This is a genomic window from Streptomyces sp. rh34 (assembly GCF_002551245.1).
Taxonomy (GTDB): domain Bacteria; phylum Actinomycetota; class Actinomycetes; order Streptomycetales; family Streptomycetaceae; genus Streptomyces.
On sequence record NZ_NTGZ01000088.1, the window covers coordinates 22,125 to 28,222 of the forward strand.

4 protein-coding genes and 2 pseudogenes are annotated in these 6,098 nt (G+C 73.5%); 2 read left to right on the forward strand and 4 right to left on the reverse strand.

Features of this window, described 5'->3' with window-relative positions; genetic code table 11:
- Nucleotides 1-28: 28 nt before the first annotated feature.
- Together CR470_RS18085 and CR470_RS18090 are read right to left on the reverse strand one after the other, a co-directional pair.
- A complete protein-coding gene (locus CR470_RS18085) occupies nt 29-940 on the reverse strand; it encodes an ABC transporter permease (RefSeq protein WP_097868630.1) in 912 nt (303 codons plus the stop codon).
- Nucleotides 937-3,594, reverse strand: a complete 2,658-nt coding sequence (locus CR470_RS18090; protein ID WP_179892301.1) for an alpha/beta fold hydrolase — start codon at nt 3,592-3,594, stop codon at nt 937-939. Before CR470_RS18090 ends, CR470_RS18085 begins: the two co-directional genes overlap by 4 nt.
- A 143-nt stretch (nt 3,595-3,737) precedes the next feature.
- Here CR470_RS18090 and CR470_RS18095 point away from each other — a divergent pair, with 143 nt between their 5' ends.
- Both CR470_RS18095 and CR470_RS41500 read left to right on the forward strand, forming a co-directional pair.
- The gene (locus CR470_RS18095; RefSeq protein WP_097868631.1) at nt 3,738-4,169 is read left to right on the forward strand and encodes a GNAT family N-acetyltransferase; all 432 of its coding nucleotides are present in this window, start codon (nt 3,738-3,740) and stop codon (nt 4,167-4,169) included.
- A 98-nt stretch (nt 4,170-4,267) separates the two neighbouring features.
- Nucleotides 4,268-4,963: pseudogene (locus CR470_RS41500) on the forward strand (phosphatase PAP2 family protein); the annotation flags it as partial.
- Here CR470_RS41500 and CR470_RS18105 read toward each other — a convergent pair.
- Nucleotides 4,946-5,749: a response regulator gene (locus CR470_RS18105; RefSeq protein WP_257138764.1), complete on the reverse strand. Its 804-nt coding sequence runs from the start codon at nt 5,747-5,749 to the stop codon at nt 4,946-4,948. The pseudogene CR470_RS41500 and the gene CR470_RS18105 sit on opposite strands and share 18 nt — an antisense overlap.
- A 7-nt stretch (nt 5,750-5,756) precedes the next feature.
- Nucleotides 5,757-6,098: pseudogene (locus CR470_RS18110) on the reverse strand (sensor histidine kinase); the annotation flags it as partial.

Sequence of the window (6,098 nt, forward strand, 5' to 3'; positions counted from 1 at the left end):
CGGGCAGGAAACCGGCGGAACATCAGGTTCAGGACACGATGTCCTTACGACTGAACCCGCGGAAGGCCAGTGCGAACAGGATCAGGGCATAGGTCACTGATACGGCCGTCCCCTTGATCATGCCGCCCCACTCCAGTTGCGGCTGGAGGGCGTCGGCCCAGGCGAACTGCCAGTGCGCGGGCAGGAAGTCGCGCCAGGAGCCGAGTGCGGTGACCGCGTCGAGCACATTGCCGACGATGGTGAGGCCCACCGCGCCGCCGACCGCGCCGAGCGGGGCGTCCGTCTTCGTGGACAGCCAGAACGCCAGGCCCGCGGTGACCAGTTGGGAGACGAAGATGAACGCCACGACGATAGCGAGGCGGGGCACGGTGTCCCCGGCGGACAGCGCTCCCCCGGTGGGCAGTTTCAGCGGTCCCCACCCGTAGGCCGCCGTGCCCGCCGCCAGCGCGACGAGCGGCAGCAGCACCATCGCGGCCAGGCTGAACCCGAGGGCGACGACGAGCTTGGACCACAGCAGCCGCACGCGCGGGACGGGCGCGGCGAGCAGATAGCGCAGCGAGGACCAGCTCGCCTCGGAGGCGACGGTGTCCCCGCAGAACAGGGCCACCGGCACCACCAGCAGGAATCCGGCCGAGAGGAACAGCGAGGTGGCGGCGAAGTTCGCGGCGGACTCGGTCGCCACATCCATCAGGTTCAACCGCCCGCCGCCCCTGCCGCCTCCTCCGCCGTCCTCGCCGTCCGGCGTGCCGCCGATCGCGAAGGCGATGATCAGGATGAAGGGGAGGGCGGCGAGGATTCCGCCCATCAGCAGGGTGCGCCGTCTGCGCAACTGCCGCATGGCCTCGACGCGGAGGGGAAGGGTGCGCCGGGCGCGGTAACCGGAAGCTTCCGGGTGTTCGGTCGCCACCCGGACCTCGGGGGGCTGGACGGGGGCGCTCATGCTGCTCCTCCGGAGATGAGGGTGAGGAAGGCGTCCTCCAGGCGGCGGTGCGGTCCGACGCCGGTGACCGGGACGTCGAGCCGGACGAGATCGGAGACGAGCCGGGAGGTGGTGGCCCCGTCGAGGCGGACGAGGAGTCCGCGCCCGTCGTCGGTGCGGACGGCGGAGCCGATGCCGGCCAGGGACGCGACCTTCTCCGCCAGCGGCTCGGACACCTCGTCCGCCGTGGTCACCAGGATCATGTCGCCGGATCCGGTGATCTCGGCGACCGGTCCGGCCTGGACGAGCCGGCCGCGGTCCATGACGACCAGGTGCGTGCAGGACTGCTCGACCTCGGAGAGGAGGTGGCTGGAGACGATGACGGTACGGCCGCCGGCCGCGTAGCGGATCATCACGTCCCGCATCTCGCGGATCTGCGGCGGGTCGAGCCCGTTGGTCGGCTCGTCGAGGATCAGCAGGTCCGGCATGCCGAGCATGGCCTGGGCGATGGCGAGCCGCTGCCGCATGCCCTGGGAGTACGTCCGTACGGCACGGGCGAGCGCGTCCCCGAGGCCGGCGATCTCCAGGGCCTCGTCGATGTGGGCGTCCTCGGCGGGGCGTCCGGTGGCCTGCCAGTACAGGTCGAGGTTGGCGCGTCCGGACAGGTGCGGCAGGAAGCCCGCGCCCTCCACGAACGCCCCGACCCGGGACAGCACCGGCGCACCCGGCCGGATGGCCTGCCCGAAGACGCGGATCTCGCCCTCGTCGGGAGTGATGAGCCCCATGAGCATGCGCAGCGTCGTCGTCTTGCCCGCGCCGTTGGGCCCGAGGAGGCCGAGGACCTGGCCCTTCTCGACGTGGAAGGACAGCTCGCGCACGGCGTACCGGTCGACCGCCTTCGCGTACTTCTTCGAGAGGCCGGTGATCTGGAGCGGTACGTCGGTGAGCGCGGGGTCCGGCGCGGGCGTCGCGGTCCGGCGGCGGGCCGTGAGCAGCAGAGCGGCCGCGATGACGAGGGCAGCGGCCGGGAGGGCCCAGGTCCACCACGGGAGGGCGGCCGCCGCGGTCTTCACGGCGGGTGCGGTGGGGAGGGTCAGCGGTCCGTCGGCGGTGACGGTGTACGTGGCGGGCTCGGCCGGGGACGCGTAGCCGAGGTCGGTCGCGGAGAACACGAGCCGCAGCCGGTGTCCGGCGTCGAACGCGTGGTCCACGGCGGGCAGGGCCAGTTCGATGGGCTTGCCCTGCTGGTCGGGGGTGATCCGGTAGGGGGCGACGAGCTGGTGGGGCAGCACCTGCTGCCTGCCGTCCGGCGACACGTCGTACACCTTGCCGAAGAGCACCGCGTCCCGGTCGCCGTCGGCCTTCACGTTCACCGTGACGGTGGGGGTGCCGGTGACGCGTACGGAGGTGTCCAGCGGGGCGGACTCGAAGCGGGCGAACTGTCCGGGGAAGTCGAGCGAGAGCCCGACGCCGAGGGAGGAGAGCTGGGCGAGTCCGCCGCCGACGCCGGGCACGGCGGAGATGGCGGGCGGTGCGGCGCCGGCCGGGTTGCGGAAGGTCTTCGTCCCCCCGCCGAGCGCGATGTCCCGGCCGCCGCCGCGCAGCCCCGGGTAGGTGTCGCCGCTCGCGCCGCGCAGGAGGGCGGCGCCGTCGGTGGAGTCGACGCCTCCGGTACGGGTGACGCGGAAGGCGGGCCCGGTGGCGGTACCGGTGTCCTCCTTGAGATAGCGGTCGAACCAGTCCCCGACGCGCCCTTCGACGCGTCCGGTCTCACTGTCGCCGCCGTCGTGCCCGCCGGAGATCCAGTCGACGGAGACGGGTGCGCCGTTGGCGCTGATGGCCTTCTGCATGGCGTCGGCCTGGCCGAGCGGGAAGAGGGAGTCGGACTGACCCTGGAGGAGGAGCGAGGGGACCTTGATGCGGTCGGCGACGGCGGACGGCGACCGCTCGGTGAGGAGCTTGACGGCCTCCGCGTCGGGCTTGCCGCTGACGGCGACCCGCTCGTACATCTCGCAGAGCCGCTTCTCGAACTTCTCGCAGCCGCCGCCGGTGGTGATGAAGATCCCGGCCCAGAGCTTCTTGAAGACCCCGTCGGGGAAGAGGGCGTCGGCGAGGTTCCAGTAGGTGATCACGGGCGCGATGGCGTCGACCCGCTCGTCGTGCCCGGCGGCGAGCAGGGAGACGGCCCCGCCGTAGGAGGCCCCGGTGAGCCCGACGCGGGGGTCGCCCTGCTTGTCGAGCTCCACCTCGGGCCGCTCCGCGAGCCAGTCGATGAGCCGCAAGACGTCCCTGACCTCGTGGGCGGGGTCGTTGAGGGTGATCTGCCCGCCGGACTCGCCGAAGCCGCGCGCCGACCAGGTCAGCACGGCGTATCCGTCGGCGGCCAGCTTCTCGGCCTGGGCCCGTACGTCGTTCTTGCTGCCGCCGAAGCCGTGTCCGATGAGCACGGCGGGCCGCTTGCCGGAGCCTTCGGCGTGGAAGTACGAGGTGTCGATCGGCACGCCGTCCATGCGCAGCGTCCGGTCCTCGCGCTGCACGGCGGGCGTGCCGTCGTCGGCGACGGCGGCGGTCCAGGTACCGCCGCCCACGAGCACGGCGAGCACGGCCGCGGCCGCGGCCCACCGGGCGGGGGTACGGGGCAGCAGGCGCCACCGTCGAGCAGTAGAGGTCTCCATCCCTCGACCCTAAGCGGAGGGTGCAAGCCGGATGCGTGCCGTCAGGGGGAAGTGGGCGGCCTCCCTGAGAGGTACGGAACGCCTCCGCCGTACTCCGGACGCGGTACAGAATGCCCGCAGAACCTTTGCCTCGGGAGGCCATTGTGGACATTCGTCGCGCCACGACCGTCACGGAACTTCTGGCCGCCGGCCACCTCTACGACGCACCGCCCCGTGAGGAATGGGCTGCCCGCTTCCTCGCGGCGGACGGTCACGTGATGCTGATCGCGTACGTGGACGGCGCCCCGGCGGGCTTCGTCTCGGGCATCGAGATGCTGCACCCGGACAAGGGCACGGAGATGTGCCTGTACGAACTCGGCGTCGACGAACCGTTCCGCCGCCGGGGTATCGGCAGGGCCCTGACGCTGGCGCTGGTGGACCTCGCCCGGAAGCGGGGGTGTCACGACCAGTGGGTCGGCGTGGAGGAGGACAACGAGGCGGCCCTCGTGACGTACCGGTCGGCGGGGGCGGGGGACGACGGGAGGGCCAGGATGCTGGTGTGGGAGCTCGGGGAGGCCGAAGGGGCGTCGGACTGAGCCGGAGGAGGAGGGAGCGTCAACCCTGACGTTCGTCGGGGGACGCTCCTGCCGTTCGGCCCGCGCGCCGGGCCGTCGTGGCTTCGTACGTTCGCCCCATGGCAAAGCACACACATCAACACCACCGGCCTGTCCGGCTGTTCGGATCGGCCGCTCTGCTGGGGACGGCGGCGGCCGTGATCGGGATGCTGTCGCCCGGAGGCCTGGGGCAGCCCGGCCCGACCGAGGTCACCCGGGGGGCCTCCGCATCCGCCTACCGGTCGCTGACGGGAGCGGCCGGGGACGGGCCGGGGTGGCTGGGTCACCTTCTGGAGCTGTCCTCCGAGGCCACGCTGATCGTTCTCGGCCTGCTGCTGCTCGGGGGCTGCTGGACGGCGGTACGCCGCAGGGACGCGGGCGCGGTGGCGGGGGCCGTGCTCATCGGCGCCGGGACGGTCGTGGCGTACGCCGTCAGCGAGGCGCTGAAGCTGGTCGTCGACGAGGAGCGTCCGTGCCGGGCGGTGGACGGTGCCCGGGCGGTCGCCCCGTGCCCCGAGCCGGGCGACTGGTCGTTCCCGAGCAACCACGCCACCCTGGCCGCCGCCCTCGCGGTCGGGCTGGCGGTGCGGCGGCCCCGACTGGCCGCCGTGACCTTGCCGTTGGCCGTGGCGGCGGCACTGCTGCGGGTCCTGGTGGGGGTCCACTACCCGCACGACGTGATCGCCGGCGTCCTGCTCGGCGGGGCGGTCGTCGCCTCGGTGCTGCTCGTGCTGGGCCGCCCGGCCGAGCGGCTCGTCTCAGCGCTGCTCCTGCGGTGGTGGGGGTGGGGGCAGGATCCCGGCCTCGTGGGCGACGACGGCGGCCGCGGCCCGGTTGTCGACGCCGAGGCGGGCCAGGACGGAGCTGACGTGCGCCTTGACCGTGCCTTCGACCAGGTGCAGCCGCCGGGCGATCTGCCCGTTGGACAGCCCGCCGCCGAGGTACGACAGCACTTCGCGCTCCCTGGGCGTCAGCCCGGCGACCCGCTCCCGGGCCGCGTCCCGCCGGCCGGCCAGGGCTCCGGCCCCGGTGGACGCGAGGTGCGCGACCACGCGGGCGGCGACCTTCGGTGACAGATAGGCGGCGCCCTCGGCCACGGCCCGCACCCCGGCGACGAGTTCCTCGGGCTCACCGGACTTGATCAGGAACCCGGCGGCCCCGGAGCTCAGCGCCCGCAGGATGTAGTCGTCCTCGCCGAACGTGGTCAGCATGACGACGCCGGTGGCGGGCAGGGTGCGACGGATCTCGGCGGCGGCGTCGATGCCGTTGGCCCTCGGCATCCGCACATCGAGGACGGCCACGTGCGGGCGGTGGGCCCGGACCAGCTCGACGGCCTCGTGCCCGTCGGCCGCCTCGGCGACGACCTCGATGCCCGGGTCGGTGGCGAGCACGGCGCGTACCCCGGCGCGGATCATGGGCTCGTCGTCGGCGACCAGGACCCGGATCGTCCCGGCCGGGGGCGTGTCCGCCGGGCCCGTACATGCCGGGGCCGTGCGCGCCGCCGGGGCCGTGTGCGCCTCCCCGGTCCAGTCCGCCGCCCGGGTGGCGTCCGGCCGGCTCATCGGGCGCTCACGGTGTCAGCGCGTCGCGGGAGACCAGCCTGCCGTCCCGGAAGCAGAGCCGGTACGCGTCTCCGGACCGGTCGTCGAAGCGGTCGGCCGTCATCGCGTAGAACTCGCACGTCACCCCTCGTTCCTCCGGCCCGGCGTCCGCCGGCCGCTCCACCGACTGCCGGTCCGGCAGCACCTTGCGTAGGTCGGACCGATCCTGCCCCACCCGCAGACGGGCGTAGTCGCGCGGGTCGAGGACGGACCGGGACGCGGCCACCGTCTCCCACATCCCCACCCCGGCGAGCAGCACCGCGCCCGCGGCCAGCGGCACCGCCAGCGCGGAGAGCAGAGTGCGGCGGCT